Source organism: Rheinheimera soli, from assembly GCF_031457405.1.
Classification (GTDB): Bacteria; Pseudomonadota; Gammaproteobacteria; order Enterobacterales; family Alteromonadaceae; genus Pararheinheimera; species Pararheinheimera soli_A.
Genome location: NZ_JAVDWR010000003.1, coordinates 279,747 through 298,836 on the forward strand (window position 1 = coordinate 279,747; position 19,090 = coordinate 298,836).

13 protein-coding genes are annotated in these 19,090 nt (G+C 46.4%); 11 read left to right on the forward strand and 2 right to left on the reverse strand.

Features of this window, described 5'->3' with window-relative positions; translation table 11 throughout:
• Positions 1–21 precede the first annotated feature (21 nt).
• A complete protein-coding gene (locus tag J2W69_RS07725; RefSeq protein ID WP_310276273.1) occupies positions 22–1,215 on the forward strand; it encodes an amino acid aminotransferase in 1,194 nt (397 codons plus the stop codon).
• 86 nt (positions 1,216–1,301) lie between these two features.
• Here the strand turns inward: J2W69_RS07725 and J2W69_RS07730 are convergent, their stop codons facing one another.
• The gene (locus tag J2W69_RS07730; protein ID WP_310276276.1) at positions 1,302–5,213 is read right to left on the reverse strand and encodes a Dyp-type peroxidase; all 3,912 of its coding nucleotides are present in this window, start codon (positions 5,211–5,213) and stop codon (positions 1,302–1,304) included.
• 216 nt (positions 5,214–5,429) lie between these two features.
• Between J2W69_RS07730 and J2W69_RS07735 the strand changes: the two genes are divergently transcribed.
• A complete protein-coding gene (locus J2W69_RS07735; RefSeq protein ID WP_310276279.1) occupies positions 5,430–6,173 on the forward strand; it encodes a substrate-binding periplasmic protein in 744 nt (247 codons plus the stop codon).
• A gap of 10 nt (positions 6,174–6,183) precedes the next feature.
• On the opposite strand, the gene fldB is transcribed toward J2W69_RS07735, so the two are convergent.
• The gene (fldB, locus tag J2W69_RS07740; RefSeq protein WP_310276282.1) at positions 6,184–6,789 is read right to left on the reverse strand and encodes a flavodoxin FldB; all 606 of its coding nucleotides are present in this window, start codon (positions 6,787–6,789) and stop codon (positions 6,184–6,186) included.
• Between the two features lie 25 nt (positions 6,790–6,814).
• Between fldB and xerD the strand changes: the two genes are divergently transcribed.
• The 9 genes from xerD to eno all read left to right on the forward strand — a co-directional run bounded on the left by xerD (position 6,815) and on the right by eno (position 19,059).
• Positions 6,815–7,720, forward strand: coding sequence for a site-specific tyrosine recombinase XerD (gene xerD / locus J2W69_RS07745; RefSeq protein ID WP_310276284.1), 906 nt, complete (start codon positions 6,815–6,817; stop codon positions 7,718–7,720).
• A 21-nt stretch (positions 7,721–7,741) separates the two neighbouring features.
• On the forward strand, positions 7,742–8,449 hold the full coding sequence (gene dsbC, locus J2W69_RS07750) for a bifunctional protein-disulfide isomerase/oxidoreductase DsbC (RefSeq protein WP_310276287.1): 708 nt from the start codon (positions 7,742–7,744) through the stop codon (positions 8,447–8,449).
• A gap of 12 nt (positions 8,450–8,461) precedes the next feature.
• Positions 8,462–10,192, forward strand: coding sequence for a single-stranded-DNA-specific exonuclease RecJ (gene recJ / locus J2W69_RS07755; RefSeq protein ID WP_310276290.1), 1,731 nt, complete (start codon positions 8,462–8,464; stop codon positions 10,190–10,192).
• Positions 10,193–10,329: 137 nt separating this feature from the next.
• Positions 10,330–11,428 (forward strand): peptide chain release factor 2 gene (gene prfB, locus J2W69_RS07760; protein ID WP_310276293.1). Its coding sequence is split into 2 segments (ribosomal slippage): positions 10,330–10,404 and positions 10,406–11,428, totalling 1,098 coding nucleotides; the frame shifts between segments, so codons are not numbered across the junction.
• Positions 11,429–11,453: 25 nt separating this feature from the next.
• A complete protein-coding gene (lysS, locus tag J2W69_RS07765; protein WP_310276296.1) occupies positions 11,454–12,980 on the forward strand; it encodes a lysine--tRNA ligase in 1,527 nt (508 codons plus the stop codon).
• Between the two features lie 150 nt (positions 12,981–13,130).
• A complete protein-coding gene (locus J2W69_RS07770; RefSeq protein WP_310276299.1) occupies positions 13,131–14,438 on the forward strand; it encodes a P-loop NTPase family protein in 1,308 nt (435 codons plus the stop codon).
• A gap of 3 nt (positions 14,439–14,441) precedes the next feature.
• Positions 14,442–15,863 (forward strand): tetratricopeptide repeat protein, encoded by a 1,422-nt coding sequence (locus tag J2W69_RS07775; protein WP_310276302.1) that lies wholly within the window; start codon positions 14,442–14,444, stop codon positions 15,861–15,863.
• A 203-nt stretch (positions 15,864–16,066) separates the two neighbouring features.
• The gene (locus tag J2W69_RS07780) at positions 16,067–17,704 is read left to right on the forward strand and encodes a CTP synthase (protein WP_310276305.1); all 1,638 of its coding nucleotides are present in this window, start codon (positions 16,067–16,069) and stop codon (positions 17,702–17,704) included.
• A gap of 59 nt (positions 17,705–17,763) precedes the next feature.
• On the forward strand, positions 17,764–19,059 hold the full coding sequence (eno, locus tag J2W69_RS07785) for a phosphopyruvate hydratase (RefSeq protein ID WP_310276308.1): 1,296 nt from the start codon (positions 17,764–17,766) through the stop codon (positions 19,057–19,059).
• Positions 19,060–19,090 lie beyond the last annotated feature (31 nt).

Genomic DNA, 19,090 nt, shown 5'->3' on the forward strand with positions numbered 1-19,090 from the left:
CGCAACTAACAGGTAATAACTATGTTTTCGCACTTACAGCCAACCCCTATAGATCCAATTTTAGGTTTAATGGCCGCTTATAAAGAAGATCCAAATCCATTAAAAGTGGACCTTGGGGTTGGTGTCTACAAAGACGAGCAAGGTCATACGGCTGTGCTGGATTGTGTGAAAAAAGCCGAAGCACTGCGTTTAAAAAACGAAGACAGTAAAACCTATATTGGCATGGCTGGTGATTTATCTTTTAACAGCCATATCGAAAAGCTGGCCTTTGGTCAGCACAAAGTACTGTTATCAGGCCGTGTCACTACAGCTCATACTCCAGGTGGCACTGGTGCTTTACGGGTGGCTGCTGAATTTATAAAAAAAGCCAATCCGGACGCTACAGTCTGGGTTACTAACCCAACCTGGGCTAACCATATCTCCTTGTTTCAGGCGGCTGGTCTGACAGTAAAAGAATATGCTTACTACGACTGGGAAACCAAAGGTTTAAAATTTGATGCCATGATGACTGAACTGGCGCAAGTTCCTGCCGGTGATGTGGTATTAGTGCATGCCTGTTGCCATAACCCAAGTGGTATGGATTTAAACTTTGAGCAGTGGAAACAGTTTGCTGATTTGGCCAAAGAAAAAGGTTTTACACCGCTGGTGGACATGGCCTATCAGGGCTTTGGTTTAGGTTTGGATGAAGACACCCAGGGCTTACGTTATTTAGCGGATCAGGTTGAAGAAATGCTCCTGTGCAGCTCGTGCTCAAAAAACTTTGGTTTATACCGTGAACGTATTGGAGCCTGCAGCATAGTGGCAGCCGACAGCAAAACGGCAGACATTGCTAAATCAGTGCTGTTAAGTGTAGTGCGCAGTATTTATTCTATGCCGCCTGCCCATGGCGCTATTGTAGTCAGTCATATTCTGGATAGTCAGGAATTAACGGCTTTATGGCATCAGGAACTGGCTGTGATGCGTAATCGTATCAACGACTACCGCCAGTTGATCATCGATAAATTTGCTGCTGAAGGCATCACGCGGGACTTCAGTTTTATTACCAAACAACACGGTATGTTCTCTTTCCTGGGCATTAACAAGGAACAGATTGAACGTCTGCGTAAGGACTATAGCATCTATATGGTTGGCTCCAGCCGCGTCAGTATTGCAGGTTTAAATCACAGCAATATAGATTATTTCGCTAAAGCCATGGCACAAGTGTTAAAAGGTTAATCCCTGATTTCCCACGCTTTCATGCAAGCTACAAATAAACCAGGGGCGACATCAGTCGCCCTTGTTATTTTCAGCCGTTTTATTCTTTAACTTTTATGAAAAGGACATTTGGCATCCGGTGCTGATAATGGCCGTCTTTGGTGCTGCTGCTGGATCACCGGGAAGACGGATGTAAAGAAGTTCGTCCAGCCGCCGGTTCTCACCCGCAGTAAATCATATTGTTCTGGCTGAGTCACAGCAGCACTGAAAGTGTCAGGATTGGCGACTGTGACCGTCAGAATATTAGACGACTGACCATCGGCAAATTGCCGCAGTACAGCGGTTAAGGCTTCCAGCGGGAAATCTTCTTTGATATTAAAGTCTGTGGGCGCACCATCACTCATTTTCTCAGCACCTAAACCGGCAAAACCTGCCAGAGCCTGACCAAAACCAGCCCATTGATGGTCCACAGCTAAATCGGCCGGACTAGGGGTAGCGCTCATATCTGAGGCTATAGTCGTGCCAACACGACGGCCATCAGCGCTGGCTCCATTCCATGCACCCATTTCAACATGATTTTCAAAAGTACCAACGCCAGGCTGAATTTGCAGACCAAAAGGAAATTCTTTGCTGCCAAACTGTTGAGCTAATCTTTGCATAGTCGCCTTGGTTTGGGCTAAAGGCTGAGTAAAAGTTTCGACCGCTATATCGGCAATACGACTAATGACAAAATTGCCCAGTTCATCGACCCCGGCGTTACCGCGGCCATACTTTGGCATCGCCAAAGCGGTTTGACGCAAACGTTTAAAGCGGTCTGAACGGGCGGCAATACGGCCTTCCCCCGCCAGTTGGCTGATAAAAGGTTCCGTCATCTTATAGCCCCAGTCACAGCACAAACACTCCAGTAATTCAGCTAAAGTAGTCACTGCCTCTTTATCATCAAACACCATTTTTTTGATGGCATACAAAGAGTTAATAGTAGAACCTAAAGCTATGTAACAAGGGCCATACACATTGTATCTGGTGCCGCCACTGTAAAAATCCTTGCCTTTGGCGAGGCAGTCTTTCATCAGCACATTAAGTAAAGGGGAAGGGCAAAACGCGGTATTGGCGCCATAACCCATCAGTTGGCCATTGATGGCTTTGCGGTTCAGTAAATCAAAATGCAGGAAATACAAATCCAATAATTCGTCAAAAGACTCAATCAGATCCGGTGCTTTGGTGGTCATTGAAATCATTTGGCCATATAAATAGCTCTGGCCTGCCGAGGAATAAGTACGGCCCTGATTGATGGCACATTCCAATGGCTGCAAAGTCGAAAATCCACCTAATGAAAACCAGTTTTCACCCGGGAACTGAGGCTCGTAGCAGCCATCACAAGCGTAGTTCTGAGCCGATGGCAGGCTGACTTTTGAACGCCAGACGCCACTTGGGTCTGAGTCTAAATCACCGCCGACCTGATCGCCGCTCTGATAGAGTCCGGCTATGATTTTCTCATCGTTTAACAAAATAGGATGGGCACCGCCGGATAAGATCGCCATGGCGGCTTCTTCCAATATATCTTGCGGAATATCTTTACGGGTCCGCAACGACAGGCAAGGGGCGTTTAACGGCAAACGACGTGAGGAGCGGATAAATACCTTGGTCATGTCATTGTAAGCGGCTTTGGTGGCACTGAAAGGCGCAGAACCATCGGCCACAGTGCCACCTACTGTCAGTTGCTGGATCCATTGCCCTAAAGATGCGCCCTGAGGATAAGGCCCTGAACTGCCGCCCATCGCCAGATTACCAAAAGGCTGATGATCTTCCATAAAGATCCGGTTTTGCTGCACTTTTTCATCCAGCTTAATATAAAACGCATCTATCACTTCCTGAGCTTGCTGCAGACTGATACTGTCCTTGTCGAAAAATGGCTGTAGTAACTGATCCAACCGGCCCAAAGCAGTAGGCTCTCCGTTTAGATGCAAGCAGGTATGCAAGGTAAAAATAAACTGCACAGCTTCAACAAAAGTATCAGGCCTGGCTTTAGATAATTTCTGCATCCGCCCGGCTATTTGCAGCAGATTCTGTTTTTCCAGTTGCTGACCGGCACTCATTTGCTCTGCCATTTCTGTGGCCAGCGCGGCGTAACGCAGGCAGTATTCGCTGACTCCCTGCAGTGCCAGCAGGCTGGATTGATATAAGTCGCGTTGCGCGTCACTGGTTGCGTTTTGCAGATAGTGCCGGATCTGCTGCAGCATGCCGTCCAGCCCTAAAAGCAAAGCCTGTTCGTAGTCAGGGATCACATGACCCACCCCTGACGCTTCGCTTAAATTGGCCAGAAAACCATCCTGCCTTTCCTGATCCGTCAGGTATTTCATCACATAACGGCCTTCACCCAGTGACAGGTTCGGCATAGCGCCAACAATAATTTCTTCGGCTGAAATACGGTACGTATCAGAGCCATAGACTACATCACCTCTTTGATTGGCATGACCACAAAAAGGCGCCAGACTGCCATCCGGCAAACGCACTCTACGGCCTCTGAAACCATAATCAGGGCTGGCCAATAAATGCAGAGTTAACCGGATAGCCCAGCCTTTACGCACCATCACAGATTCCTGCCAGATATCAGCGGGAGTGTCTTCGCCTTGATACTGCTTAAGGTAATAGGCAATGTCATGAGCTATTTCTTGCTGTTTTCTGTTGATGTACCAGTTGTCCTGCCAAAGCGAAAAAATGTTCTCCAGCAAACTCAATATCCGGGCTGAAGGTGGATTGTATTTCAGACGTTCCTGCTCCGGCATAGTCGCCATTTTGTACAGATAGTTTTTATGGTTGTAATACATTAAACCGTTCGGCGATGCGGCTTCAAAATGCCGGTCCAGTCTGGACCAGTCGACTCCGGGGAAGCGGCTCCAGTCGTTTTGGTGCAAGGCGCTGAAATCATTGTGATAACGGGGCTCATCCAGTAAACCTAAATCGGCCAGACTGGGAATATAAAAGAACCCACCCAGATCCGATTTCACATGGTTAAACAGCCGATCATTCATAAAACCAGCGACAGCGCCTATCTGGTTTTGCATGATGTTTTCCAGAATGGCAAAAGATTTGGTGAAACCGGCAAAATAAATACCCTGCTCATCGGCGACAGTTGCTCCTTTGGGGCTGCGGCTGCTTTGGCCTACCAAACTGGCTTTGCCAAAAGGCAACCCCAAACGTAATACGGGCGTGGTATTGCCTTGAGTATCTTGCATCCGGGCTGATTTAATATGGGAGCGGGTGTCTCTGTCCGGAATAATAGTGTCGTTGGTTTTACGGCCTATCAGATCTTCAATCTGATCTTCAGACATAGCATTGATTTGATCCCAGTTGATGATAAAACGCTGGGCCAGTACATAAGAGGATCCCAGGTGCTCTATATCATCAAAGCCGGTAATACAATGTTTAGAGACAGACACAGGATCGGCAGGGTTATTCAGGTTTTCTGAAAAACGACAACCCAGTACTTTGCCTTTTAAGCCATCTTGCCGTTCTGATTTGGATGCGGCAGCCTGGGAGATCTGAAATTTTGTCACAGAAGCTAAGCTTTCGCTGATTAAATCCAGCACTAATTCGCAGGCTTTGGCTTTGTCACTTTTGATATGAAACCACAAGTCGCCTTCGGAGTCCTGAAAAGCTCCTATGGAACCATCAAATAAGGCACTGTGAGCTGGATTGTCCTGCTTTGGAAAGTTGAATGCTAATCCTTTAGGCAGAGATAAAGCTTCTTCTGCACAGATACGGCGCCACTGTTCTGAAGACACTCCAAGAATTACGCTGGTGTTGGCATCTTTGAGCCCGGCCTGTTGATGAATTTGTGTACGAATTTCCGCCATCAGTTCTTTTAACATGAGGCGACTGATGGGGCCTGACAACCAGAAGGTGCTGAAAATTGCTTCAGGTGCCGGATACACCAAACCTCGTTGGCTGTAGCGCCAGATCTCTTTTAAACGCTGGTCATAGTCAAGTTCGGTCAGTGCTGAGTGCTGTGGTGACATGGTCAAGTCCTTGTGTTGATTGAAAATAAAACAAAGAGTTTGTTTCTGGAACAGAGTCAGCAGTGTAGGCAAAGACTCTGAATATTTCCAATAAGGGGACTTAAACTGTGTTTTATGATGCTTTGACAGCCTTGTATCTGACGTTGTCATGCGCAGTGCAGCAGAGTAAGCTAGATTAAAATCAGAGGTTAATCAAAGCTGTGAGTTGTACCCCTTATGTATCTTACCTTTCGGTTTTGTATAGTTTCGGTGCTGTTGTTTGCACCCGTTGTTTTGGCACAAACTGCATTAAGAGTTGTGACTGAATTATCGCCCCCTCATCAGACGATTATCGAGGGCAAAGTGGATGGGCTTAGTACTCGGATTGTAGAGGCGACATTAAAACAAGCCGGACTGCAAAGCCGTATTGAAGTTTATCCCTGGGCCAGAGCTTTTTATATCGCCAGTTCCACACCCAATGTACTGATTTACAATATGGCCAGAACACCGCAGAGGGAAAACGAGTTCCATTGGATTGGACCTGTGGCTAAATACCGGTTTGGGTTGGTGCGGTTAACGGACCGCACAGATTTAAACCCAAACCATATTAAAGATTTAGGTTCGTCTGTGATTGCTGTGCAACGAGGGGACTTTTCGGGCCAATGGCTTAAACAGCAAGGCATGAAAGAAGGCAAAGAGTTGCATTTATCGGCTGATATTCTGGAGTCCTGGCGTTTACTGCTCAAAGGCAAAGTAGACTACGTGATCGATGACCAAGCTGCATTGTCTTCAATGGAGCAGCAATTAACCCTGCCTGCCGGCATCACAACTTTTGTATTGGCTATTCCGCAACTGGAGCAACAAACTTATCTGGCCGCCAGCAAAAACACTGACGCTGAGCTGGTGAAAAAGCTGCAGCAGGCTCATCTTGAAGTACAAAAAACTCAGCTGTTTCAGAACGTAATGACCAGTCGCTTTTAAGCTCTTGATGTTAAAGGGCTATCAGCTCATTCATCAGTTGAGTCAGCCATTGATTCAGGCGCTGGTCGGTTAAATCGTACTGATTCTCTTCATCCAAAGCTAAGCCATAAAACCACTCACCGTCTTCTGTGACTGCTTTGGAAGCAATAAAGTCATAACCCTCAACAGGCCAGAAACCAATACGAATACAGTCTTGTGGCGCTATGGCCTGATGCAACATACCTACAGCATCCTGGAACCACTCGGCATAGCCCAGCTGATCGCCCATGCCATAAATAGCCACAATTTTGCCGCTTAAATCCACTTCAGCGATATCATCCCAATGGGCTTCCCAGTCTTCCTGCAGCTCACCAAAATCCCAGGTTGAAATGCCTAAAATAAGCAGATCATAGTCAGCCATCAGCGTCAGAGGCTGATCTTTAATATTATGAAGTGTTACACTGCTGCCATCCGGCAGGCTTGGGTCGGTGCTTAAAAGCACCTGAATTTTTTCTGCCACTATCTCTGTGTAGCAGGTGGTAGAGCCGTAAAAAAGACCAATTTTCATCTGACGGGACTCAGCATTTTCTGTGGGCAGCAGTGTAGCAGAAGCGTCGAAACCAACAAAGTCAGACAAGGTAAATTAACCCGGGAGCAGGTAAGTGGCATTAGTGTTGGCCGTTTCAGAACAACAGCTGATTAAAGCCTTTTTAGATCAGCTCTGGCTGGACAAAGGTGTCAGTGAACACACTTTAAGTGCTTATGGCACAGACTTGACTAAATTCGCATTATTTTTGCAGCAACAGGGCCAGCAACTGAGCTCTGTTGATCAGATGCTGCTCAATAGCTACCTGGCGTTTCGGGTGGATCAAGGTTTTAGTCCCCGCAGCACTTCCAGAACTTTAAGCAGTTTGCGACGTTTTTATCGTCATTTGCATAAAACCAGACAGATCACAGAAAACCCGCTGTCGGACGTCTTCAACCCGAAGATTGGTCGCTCTTTGCCTAAAACTTTATCCGAGCAGGATGTGGATTTATTGCTGTCAGCTCCGGATGTCAGTGATTTAATTCAGTTTCGCGACAAAGTGATGTTAGAAATTCTCTATGCGGCCGGTCTTCGGGTATCGGAGCTGGTCGGTTTAACCTTGCAACAAATCAACTTGCGTCAGGGTTTAGTGCGTGTCACAGGCAAAGGTAAAAAAGAACGGCTGGTGCCTTTGGGTGAAACTGCAGTGGAATGGCTGGACAATTACCTGAAGCAAGGCCGTGGTTTGTTGCTCGATGGTCAGAGTGACGTAGTCTTTCCCAGCAACAGGGGACAACAAATGACCCGACAAACTTTCTGGCACCGGATTAAATTTTATGCCAAAGTGGCGGGCATTAGTGCAGAGTTGTCACCGCATACGGTACGGCATGCTTTTGCCACTCATTTATTGAATCATGGTGCAGATTTAAGGGTCGTACAGTTGTTATTAGGGCATAGCGATTTATCGACCACCCAAATTTATACTCATGTGGCGCAGGCGCGTCTGCAAAGTTTACATCAACAACATCATCCCAGAGGCTGACTTTGGGTGCAGGAAATACAGATGAAGAAGTTTAGTTATCTCGCCGTTATGGCTGCCTTTTTAAGTACCGGATTAACAGCTCAGGTCAGTTTGCCTGAAGTGAACAAAGCCTTTTCTGAAGTGGGTTTAAATGTCAAAGCTGTAGCGGATTCGACAGTGCCAGGCATGTTGCAGGTACAAACCGACAAAGGCTTATTTTTTATGTCGGAAAATAAGCAGTATCTGTTTGAAGGCAATATTTACGACTTAAAAAACAAAAAACTGGTCAATGAAGACATTCTGAAAGATATCCGTAAAGCGGGTGTCAAAGAATTTAACGACTCAGTCATCGAGTTTAAAGCCGCTGATGAAAAATACGTGGTGCATATATTTACGGACACCAGCTGTGGTTATTGCCGCAAGTTGCATAACGAAATGGCCGATTTTAATAAAGCCGGTATCACAGTGCGTTATCTGGCCTTCCCACGAGGAGGTGTACAGTCTGCAACTTATGATGAACTGCAGTCGATTTGGTGTGCTAAAGATACCCAACAGGCGATGACTGACGGTAAAGCAGGTAAAGCAGTAAAACAAGCCAGTTGTAAAAACACTGTGGCTCAGCAGTATGAGTTAGGCCAAAGTTTTGGCATCAATGGTACTCCTGCACTCATTTTACCGGATGGCCGTTTAATTCCTGGTTACCAGCCAGCAGCAACTTTAGCTGCCACCTTGAGTCAAGATGCGCCCTAAGCAGGTTTCAGTTTGAGTATCAGCAAAACAATTCAGTGCCGGCCTGTGCCGGCTATTTCGTCGGAACTCTCGCAATACCATCCGGTGATCCAGCAAATTTACGCCAGCCGGGGTATTGAAAGCTCGCTGCAACTGGCGCGAGGCGCAGCTCAGTTGTTGCCTTTTACCTTACTCAAAGGCATATCTGCAGCTGTAGCTTTGTTGATTGAGGCTTTGCAGCAACAACAGCATATTGTCATAGTCGGCGATTTTGACGCCGATGGTGCCACCAGTACTGCTACTTTGCTGACGGGCTTAAAAAGCCTGGGTTTTAAGCATGTGGAGTATCTGGTGCCTAACCGTTTTGAATACGGTTATGGCTTATCTGTAGAGATGGCAGAAATTGCGGTCGCTCAGGGCGCTCAGTTGATAGTCACAGTCGACAACGGTATTTCAGCTATTGACGGCATAGCGCTGGCGAAAAAAATGGGCGTCAAAGTGCTGGTCACAGACCACCATTTGCCGGGCAACGAACTGCCGGACGCTGACGCTATTGTCAATCCAAACCAGCCCGATTGTGATTTCCCCAGCAAACAACTGGCCGGTGTGGGAGTGGCGTTTTATTTGTTATTGGCGCTTCGCGCTGAACTTCGGACCCAAGGCTATTTTACTGAAACCCAGCCTGCGCCTAATTTAGCGGATCTGCTGGATTTAGTGGCCTTAGGCACAGTAGCAGATGTAGTGCCACTGGATACCAATAACAGAATTCTGGTGCATCAGGGCCTGCAGCGTATCCGCAGTGGCAAAGCCCGGCCAGGCATTCAGGCCTTAATTGATATCGCCAACCGTAAAGCGGAAAAGCTGACAGCGCAGGATTTTGGTTTTGCCTTAGCGCCGCGCTTAAATGCAGCAGGGCGATTAGACGATATGAGCCTTGGCATCAGCTGTTTATTAGCGCCCGATTTACCCCGTGCCCGTATGTATGCGGCAGAGCTCGACAGCTTAAACGTAGAACGCCGTGAAATAGAGCAGGGCATGCAACAGGAAGCTCAGGCTTATCTGCAGCTTTTGTCTTTCGCCTCTGATGAATTGCCGGATGTGTTGTGTTTGTACCAGAGCGACTGGCATCAGGGCGTGATAGGAATTCTGGCTGGTCGTATTAAAGAGCAATACCACAGACCAGTGTTGGTGTTTGCTCAAGGTGATGCAGGCGAGCTGAAAGGTTCTGCCCGTTCTATTCCTGGTTTACATATCCGCGATTTATTGGATGAAGTCTCCACTCAATACCCTGGTCTGATTAAAAAGTTTGGCGGCCATGCTATGGCGGCGGGTTTAACTATTGCCGAAGAGCGTTTTGATACCTTTAAGCTGGCGCTGAACTTTGTTGCGAAAAAGTACCTGACGCCAGAGCTTTTGACCGCAGTGCTTTATACCGACGGTGATTTGGGCAGTGATTGCTTGTCAGTGCCTTTTGCACAGTTGTTGCAGCAAGCTGGCCCCTGGGGACAGGCTTTCCCTGAACCTGTATTTGAAGGTGGCTTTGTGATCCGTCAACAGCGTTTATTGGCGGATAAACACCTCAAACTGATGCTGGAATCCAGTGATGGCGTTCTGGTGGATGCCATCTGGTTTAATGCCGATAACAAAGCCTGGCCAGATGCGAATGTAAAAAAGATCCGCGTCGCCTATCAGCTCGATATCAACGATTACCGTGACCAACAATCGGTGCAGTTAATTGTGCGGTTGATTGAAAAAATCGGCTAGTTGCCTGAAAAGCAGGTTTTGCAGGGGTTTTTAAATAAACCTCTGCAGAATCCTCACTAGAAAATTGTCGGGATGGCTGCATGTCTGTAGAAAAATTGCTACAATCGCCACCAATTTTTTCCTAAGCGCCTTAAATCATGTTTGAAGTAAATCCGGTATACAACGCCATTAAAGATCTGACTGAACGCACTAACGTGCTTCGGGGGTATCTTTGACTACGACGCCAAAAAAGAAAAGCTAGAAGAAGTCAGCCGCGAGCTGGAAGATTCAGGTGTGTGGAATAAGCCTGAATATGCTCAGGCTTTAGGTAAAGAACGTTCAGCGCTGGAGCAGATTGTCGGTACCATAGACAAGCTGGATCAGGGTTTGGAAGATGTGGCCGGCTTAGTGGAGCTGGCTGTTGAAGCCGAAGACGAAGACACCTTTATCGAAGCTCAGACCGAACTGGCGGGTTTAGAAACTCAGCTGGCTAAGCTGGAATTTCGTCGTATGTTTTCCGGTCAAAGTGATCCGGCCGATTGTTACCTGGATATTCAATCTGGTTCTGGTGGTACTGAAGCTCAGGACTGGGCCAGTATTTTAATGCGTATGTATCTGCGTTGGGGCGAAGCCAAAGGCTTTAAACCTGAATTGTACGAAGTGACTGACGGCGACGTCGCAGGCATTAAAGGCTGCACCATTAAATTTACCGGCGAATATGCCTATGGTTGGTTACGCACTGAAACCGGTGTACACCGTTTAGTGCGTAAAAGCCCCTTTGACTCAGGCAACCGTCGCCATACGTCTTTTGCCTCAGTCTTTGTGTCGCCTGAAGTGGATGACGATATTGAAATCGAAATCAACCCGGCCGACTTACGTATAGATACTTACCGTGCTTCAGGCGCTGGTGGTCAGCACGTCAACAGAACCGACTCAGCGGTCCGTATTACTCACTTACCAACCAATATTGTGGTGCAGTGTCAGAACGACAGATCACAGCATAAAAACCGCGATAACGCCTACAAACAGTTACGCGCCAAGCTGTATGAGTTTGAACTGCAAAAACAAAATGCCGAAAAACAAGCACTGGAAGACACCAAGTCAGATATCGGCTGGGGCAGTCAAATCCGCTCCTATGTGCTGGATGACTCGCGTATTAAAGACTTACGCACAGGCGTGGAAACCCGCAATACCCAGGCGGTATTGGACGGCGACTTAGACAAATTTATTGAAGCCAGCTTAAAAGCCGGTTTGTAATTTAGCTTACTATCAGGAACTTACTATGTCTGAACAGAACAATCCAATTGAAGAACATCAGGACGTTAATAAACTGATTGCTGAGCGTAAACATAAGCTGGCTGGCTTACGTGAACTGGGTAACCCTTTTCCAAATGACTTTCGCCGTGATGCCACTTCGGATCAGATCCATGCTCAGTACGAGCATCTGAGCAAAGAAGAGCTGGAAGAGAAAAAAGTCCGGGTTACTGTGGCTGGCCGTATGATGCTGCGCCGCATTATGGGTAAAGCTAGCTTTACTACTATTCAGGACGTGGGCGGCAAGCTGCAGTTGTATGTAGCACGCGATAGTCTGGCAGAAAATGTCTACAACGAAGGTTTTAAAAAGTGGGATTTAGGTGACATAGTTGGCGGTAGCGGCGTGTTGTTTAAAACTCAGACCGGTGAGCTGACCGTATGGTTAGACGACATCCGTTTGCTGACCAAAGCGCTGCGTCCTTTGCCGGATAAATTCCACGGTTTAACCGATCAGGAAGCTTGTTACCGTCAGCGTTATTTAGATTTGATTGTGAACGATCAGTCACGCAAAACCTTTTTAATCCGTTCAAAAACTGTGGCTTATATCCGTCAGTTTTTTAACAGCAAAGGCTTTTTAGAAGTAGAAACCCCAATGCTGCAAAGCATTCCAGGTGGTGCTTCGGCTCGTCCGTTCGAGACTCACCACAATGCGCTGGATATGCAAATGTTCCTGCGTATTGCACCAGAGCTGTATTTAAAGCGTTTAGTGGTCGGTGGTTTTGAAAAAGTATTTGAGCTGAACCGTAACTTCCGTAACGAAGGCGTTTCCACCCGTCATAACCCGGAATTCACTATGCTGGAATTCTACTGGGCTTATGCCGATTACAACGATTTAATGGATATCACTGAAGAGTTATTCCGTGGTTTGGCGCAGTCTGTGCTGGGTACTACTGAAGTTCCTTATCAAGGCAACCTGTTTGACTTTGGTAAACCTTTTGCCCGTATGTCGGTGACTGAATCTATTCTGCACTACAACCCTGAACTGAAAATCGAGCAGTTAACGACCCGTGAAGCGGTAGCTGAATTGGCTAAGTCGTTAGGTATTGAAGTCAAAGCCAACTATGGCCATGGCCGTATTCTGATGGAAGTTTTTGATGAGCTGGTCGAAACCAAGCTGCAACAACCTACTTTTATCACTGAATACCCGGCAGAGATTTCTCCGCTGGCCCGTCGTAACGACCACAATCCGGAAATCACTGACCGTTTTGAGTTCTTTATCGGTGGTCGTGAATTAGGCAATGGTTTCAGCGAATTAAACGACGCCGAAGATCAGGCTGAACGTTTCCGTGAACAGGTTGCGCAAAAAGAAGCCGGTGATGATGAAGCCATGTTTTACGACGAAGATTTCGTCACAGCACTTGAACATGGTTTACCACCAACAGCAGGTCAGGGTATTGGTATCGACCGTCTGGTGATGTTACTGGCTGACGCGCCAAGCATCCGCGACGTGATCCTGTTCCCGCATATGCGTCATACAGATAAACACGGTTCATAAGTGTAATGCTTTGGTAACTAAACAAAGGGCTGTCTGATACAGCCCTTTGTCATTTCTTAGCGTTTTAACTTGCTGTCCCGAGCCGTTTCTTGAGCTATCGCAGTGGGCAGGTTACTATCTGCTTATATCAACCAGGGTTTAACACTGAACATGACTTATCAAGCACCTAAAGATCTGATGGAAGTAATGCAGCAAATTCAATATGAAGAGGCATTAACCGCAGATGATCCACGTTATGTGGAAACTCAGGAAGCCCGGGGTAGTCAGCAGACCTATCAGAGATTAGCCAAAAAATTTGGTTTTAACCCTGCATCCAAAGTTTTTATGCCTCCGGCTAATGTACATTTGTTGCTTTTTGGTCATGTAGGCAGTGGTAAAACCACCGAGTTACGTCAGTACGCCAGTCAGTTAAATGAGACTAAAAAATACTACGTAGTTGAAGTCGATGTGATGAGTAAGCTTGACCGCAATAACCTGCAGTACAGCGAAACTATGCTGGCAATGGCCGAACGTCTGGCTGAGCAGCTCACATCGGATGGCTACACTGTCACTGACGAAGCACTGAGACCCGTGATTGAGTGGTTTAGCCAGATAAAACACCGCAAAGAGGAAGCTCACGAGCTTTCCGCCAGTATTAGCGGTGAAGTCTCTGTTCAGGCAGGTTTACCTGGTTTATTTAAACTCTTAAGTAAAATTACCAGTACGGCAAAAACCGGCTCAAATCGCAAAACTGCCTGGCGTGAAGAAGTTCGCAACAGATTCAGTCAATTGGCGGATGCATTTAACCATTTGTTGCGTGAGGCTGAGCAAGCGTTAAAACAACAAGGCCGTGCTGAGCGTATTGTATTTTTGCTTGATGGCACAGATAAAATGCGCAGCGAAGATACAGAACGGTTTTTTGTGCAGGACGCTGAGCAACTATTGGCTATTGAGACTTTTGTCATTTACACAGCGCCTTTGTACTTAAAATATCAGGGCAATTTAGTCGGCAAATTGCAGGATATTGTGTTGCCTATGATTAAATTGCAGGAGCGCGACAATAGCGATTGTAATTTAGGTCTGAGCGTAATGAGGGAGCTACTGATACGCCGTGTGGACCCTTCCTTATTTACCGATGAAGCAGTGATTGCTGAATTAGTAAAAAAAAGCGGCGGCCATCCCCGTGAAATGTTGCGGCTATTACAGCTGTGCTGTGAATTTGCCGATGAACGTATTGGTATGGACGACCTTAAAAAAGCCACTTACCAGTTGGCTTCTGATTATCGGCGCTTTTTAACGGCAGAAGATTATCAATTGCTGGTGCAAATAGATGCAGAAAACAGCCATCAAGGCACTAGTACTCAAATTCAAAATCTGTTGTATAAACTGGCATTGATGGAATACAACGACGGCAGCTGGCGTCGCAGTCATCCTGTAGTACGTTTGCTGGATGGTTATACCGCAGCGTCGGCTGGCTAAATTATGACTTCGCAAAAATTTGCAGTGGATCAATTGGTACTTGAAAGTGCCAGCGTTTTAACTCCTGCTCATTTTGAAAGCTTCAGTCGTTTGTGCAAAAAAGTAGTGTATGGTCCTGATTTTCAATTGCTGCTGGTTGATTGTCGCGACCAATTGTTACAACAACAATTACAAAAGCTTTTAAGTGCAGTCTGTCAAAAGGCTGGTTTTGCAGAGAACCAGCTGTCACTTAGTGCTGATATCCCCGATGTATTTGAACTGCAACAACGGCTGCAACAGTTAGCTGTGTCACACCAGTTAATTCAGCTAACACAGGCAGCAGCATGGTTTAACGTTGTTCCTGATGGAAAACGCTGGCAAGAATTTAATTTGCTGCGGGAAAATATTGCCCAGTCAGTAAACTGCAAATTAGTGTTATGGCTGGATGAAACGGCAATCAACCAAATGATTAACCAGGCACCGGATTGGTGGGCATGGCGCAGCGGGGTTTATACATTTAGCGCTGAGCATGAGGTTGGGCTAAGCCCACCTCAGCCTAACTTTGATCATGTGAGCAGGCTGAACTTAAGCAAAGCTAAGGCAGCTGCCCGTATAGCCGAGCTTCGAAGCTGGTTGGCTCAATATGAAAATACTGAGCCTGAAATAGCAGCACCTTTGGCATTGGAGATGGGGTGTCTGTATCATCAAATGGGATACTTAGATGATGCTTTATCCGTTTATGAGTCTCAATGTTTGCCGTTGTTCACCAAACTGGATGATGTTCATTCTATAGCTGTTACATACAGTTGCATCGCTGATATTAAAGAATCTCGTGGAGATTTAAATGAGGCCTTAGATATAAGGTTGAAGCTTGAATTGCCAGTTCATCAGAAGCTTGGTGATAAACGTGGAGTTGCGATGACTCAGCTCAAAATTGCTGATGCTTATATAGCACTTGGTAAAATAGATACTGCTTTAGATATTTTGTCGAATGACAGTATCCCTGGTTTCCAGCAATTTGGTGATGCACGAGATGTTGCTCTTGCTTATGGCCGCGTTGCCGATATTTTACATATGCAAAAAAATTATGAAGCGGAATTATCTATTCGCATTGAAAAAGAACTTCCAGCATTTAAAGAACTGGGGGATTCTAGAGAATTTGTAATAGTACAAAGTAAAGTCGCAGATATTCTGGCTGCTCGTGGCGAGTTAAGTGAAGCGCTGCATATATATTTAGATACTTGTGTTCCTGCATTTGAAAAACTAGGAGATAGTATTTATTTAGCGTTAAGCAAAGCTAAAATCGCTAAATTATGGATGGTTAGGGGGAAGCCAGAAGATCGACTTAATGCTAAAGCTTATCTGCAAGAAGCTCTTGACGTGACTACTCAAGCTAACCTTTCCGAAGCAAAATTTGTGAAACAGCTTCAGGATAAATATTTTTAGTGTTATCCATGTGTCTATTGTAAACAGGGGGGAATTAAGCAATTCTTCTGTTTTAAGCCCAAACCTGAACTCATTCCAGTGCTTTGCAGATTTATTATTTTTTTATCCAGCCTTTTGATTGAGCAGTCAGCCGCCCTTTGTTATAATTTTCCCCCGTCCTAAGTTCGTAAATTCTTTATTGCCAATGGCGTCTCAGGGGTCTCATGACTACAAGATACATCTTCGTGACGGGTGGGGTTGTCTCATCCTTAGGTAAAGGCATTGCTGCTGCATCGTTAGCAGCTATTTTAGAAGCCCGTGGCCTGAAAGTGACCATCCTTAAACTGGATCCGTACATCAACCTGGATCCGGGCACCATGAGCCCAATTCAGCACGGTGAAGTGTACGTCACAGAAGACGGCGCAGAAACCGACCTCGATTTAGGTCACTATGAGCGGTTTATTCGCACTAAAATGACCAAACGTAATAACTTCACCCAAGGCCGTATTTACTCAGACGTATTACGTCGTGAGCGCCGTGGTGATTATTTAGGTGCCACTATTCAGGTTATTCCTCATATCACCAACGAAATCAAAAGTCGTGTGATTGCTGGTGCTGAAGGTTATGACATTGCTATCGTTGAAATTGGTGGCACTGTAGGCGATATCGAATCCTTACCATTTTTGGAAGCTATTCGTCAGTTAGGTACTGAACTTGGCCGCGAACGCGCCATGTATATGCACCTGACGTTGGTGCCGTACCTGGGCACTGCCGGTGAAATCAAAACCAAACCTACTCAGCATTCTGTCAAAGAGCTGCGTTCTATTGGTATTCAGCCGGATATTCTGGTCTGTCGTTCTGACCGTGCTATACCATCGAACGAACGCGCCAAGATTGCACTCTTCACCAACGTGGAAGAACGTGCTGTTATTTCGTTAAAAGATGTATCCAGCATTTATCAAATTCCTGCGCTGTTAAAATCACAGGGTCTGGATGAATTAGTGGTACGTCGTTTCCATATTACTTGCCCTGAAGCAGATCTGACCGAATGGGAACAGGTGCTGTATCAGGAGTCCAACCCTACAGGTGAAATCACTGTGGGTATGGTAGGCAAATATGTTGAGCTGCCGGACGCTTACAAATCAGTGAACGAAGCCTTAAACCATGCAGGTTTAAAAAACCGTTTAACTGTGCATATCAAATACATCGACTCACAGGACGTAGAAAGCAAAGGCACAGATATTCTCTCTACTGTGGATGCGATCCTGGTACCAGGTGGTTTTGGTGAGCGTGGCGTGGAAGGCAAAATTATGGCCGCCCGTTATGCCCGTGAAAACAAAGTGCCTTACCTCGGCATTTGTTTAGGTATGCAAGTGGCGCTGATTGAATATGCCCGCAATGTCGCTGCTATGAAAGACGCGCACTCGACCGAATTTAATAAGAACACGCCTTACCCTGTGGTGGGTCTCATCACAGAATGGCTGGACTCAGATGGTAAAGTCGAACAACGGACTGACAAGTCTGATATGGGCGGCACTATGCGTCTGGGCAGTCAAAACTGTAACCTCAAAGCCAATACAAAAGCCCGCGAGATCTATGGCAAGGACATCGTCGCCGAACGTCACCGCCACAGATACGAAGTGAACAACAACTTTGTTGCTCAGCTCGAAGAGGCTGGCTTAAAGATCTCTGGTTTGTCGGCGGACAACCAGCTGGTTGAAATGATTGAAATACCTACACACCCATGGTTTGTGGCGGGTCAGTTCCATCCGGAATTTAACTCAACACCACGTGACGGACATCCGTTATTCCAGGGCTTCGTGGCCGCCGCTTATAAATATCAGAAACAGCAACTCGTTTAACCAGTTGCAGCCGGGCTATCAGTCCGGCTTTTTTATGCGACAAACAGAAGGGGATTTACATGTCTGAGATCGTCAATATCATCGCCCGTGAAATCATGGATTCACGCGGTAACCCAACAGTAGAAGCCGACGTTTTCCTGGCCAGTGGTGCTATGGGTCGTGGTTGCGCGCCATCAGGTGCTTCTACCGGTACCCGTGAAGCTTTAGAACTGCGTGATGGTGACAAAAGCCGTTATTTAGGTAAAGGCGTACGTACTGCAGTGGCCAATATCGATGGCCCAATCAAAGCCGCTTTAGTCGGCAAAAATGCCTATCAGCAAGCAGAAGTGGATCAGATCATGATCGATCTGGACGGCACTGAGTCTAAATCTAAATTAGGCGCTAACGCTATTCTGGCTGTGTCTTTAGCTGTAGCCCGCGCAGCTGCTGCTGACAAAAAAATCCCACTGTATCAGCACATTGCCGACTTAAACGGCACACCAGGTGTGTACTCCATGCCAGTACCTATGATGAACATCATCAACGGTGGTGAGCATGCGGATAACAACGTCGATATTCAGGAGTTTATGGTGCAGCCTGTTGGCGCTAAAACTTTCGCTGAAGCTCTGCGTATGGGTGCTGAGATTTTCCACCAACTGAAAAAAGAACTGCACAGCCAGGGCTTAAATACAGCTGTAGGTGATGAAGGTGGTTTTGCTCCTGATCTGAAATCAAACGAAGAAGCTTTAACTGTGATTTCTAAAGCTGTGGCTTCAGCAGGTTACGAGCTGAACAAAGACATCACTTTAGCTTTAGACTGCGCAGCATCTGAATTTTATGTCGATGGCAAATACAAGCTGTCTGGCGAAGGCAAAGAATTCACTTCTTATGAATTCAACGACTTCCTGGCTGGTTTAGCCACACGTTTCCCTATCATTTCTATTGAAGACGGTTTAGACGAGTCTGATTGGGATGGCTGGAAAGACATGACCAATAAAATGGGCGATAAAATCCAGCTGGTGGGCGACGATTTATTCGTCACCAACACGAAGATTCTGACCCGTGGTATTGAGCAGGGCATTGGTAACTCTATCCTGATCAAATTTAACCAAATCGGTAGCTTAACTGAAACCTTAGCCGCTATTAAAATGGCGAAAGATGCAGGTTTCACAGCAGTTATTTCACACCGTTCAGGCGAAACTGAAGATTCCTTTATTGCTGACTTAGCTGTAGGTACAGCTGCTGGTCAAATCAAAACAGGTTCTTTATGCCGCTCAGACCGCGTGTCTAAGTACAACCAGTTACTGCGTATAGAGCAGGAATTAGGCGCTAAGGCTCCGTACCGTGGCCGTGTAGAAATTAAAGGCCAGGCGTAAGCCAGGTCAGATAAACTGAACAAGGGGTCAA